Origin of the sequence: Rhodovulum sp. PH10, from assembly GCF_000293785.1 — a bacterium.
Lineage (GTDB): Bacteria > Pseudomonadota > Alphaproteobacteria > Rhizobiales > Xanthobacteraceae > Rhodoplanes.
The window spans coordinates 1-849 of the sequence record NZ_AKZI01000216.1 but is presented as its reverse complement, the minus strand read 5'-3'; the positions used below and the strand labels follow the sequence as shown (position 1 = coordinate 849).

Below are 849 nucleotides of genomic sequence, written 5' to 3'. Positions count from 1 at the left end.
CTAGGGTCCAGACTCATAACCAATAGCAGACGATAGCAGCGATATGGACCGCGGCCATGAAATTGACGGCGAGGCGGTCGTATCGGGTGGCGACGCGGCGGAAGTCCTTCAGCCTGCAGAACATGCGCTCGATGGCGTTGCGGTTGCGGTAGAGGACCCGCGAGAACGTGCTCTTCCAGCGCCGGTTCACCTTCGGCGGAATGTTCGGCATGGTGCCGTTGGCCTCGACCTGACGTCGGATGGCGTTCGAGTCGTAGCCCTTGTCGGCGTGTAGGATGCAGGCGTCCGACAACTGCTTCAGGAGGTCGTGTCCGGCGGTGCAATCGGCGACGTTGCCGCTGGTGAGCAGAAAAGCGATCGGGCGGCAATGCCGGTCGGTCAGCGCGTGGATCTTGGTCGTGCGGCCGCCGCGCGAACGGCCGATCGCCTGCGTCCGCTCCCCCCTTTCCCGCCGGCTGCCGACCGATGCGCCTTGACGGCAGAGCTGTCGATCAGCACCTGCTCCGGCGGGCCACCCGCACTGGCCAGCGCATGGAAGAGGTTCTTCCAGACGCCCTTTTCGGCCCACCGCACATAGCGATTGTAGAGCGTCTTCCGGGGGCCGTACTCCGCCGGGGCATCGACCCATCGACCTCCCGACTTCAGGACATGCACGATCCCGCTGATCACCCGACGGTCGTCTACCCGCGCCTTTCCGCGCGTGTCGGTCGGCAGATGCGGACGGATGCGATCGAACTGCGCCTCGGTCAGCCAGAACAGGTCTCGATTCATCACGGCTCCTCCCGAAGACCGTGAATCACAAGCCGCTCGGCCTGCCAATCATTTTATGGGTCTGGACCCTAGTACTAC

1 pseudogene is annotated in these 849 nt (G+C 64.2%); it reads right to left on the bottom strand.

Annotation, left to right across the window (positions count from 1 at the left end):
* Positions 1–13: 13 nt before the first annotated feature.
* A pseudogene (locus A33M_RS23340) lies at positions 14–771 on the bottom strand (IS5 family transposase).
* Positions 772–849 lie beyond the last annotated feature (78 nt).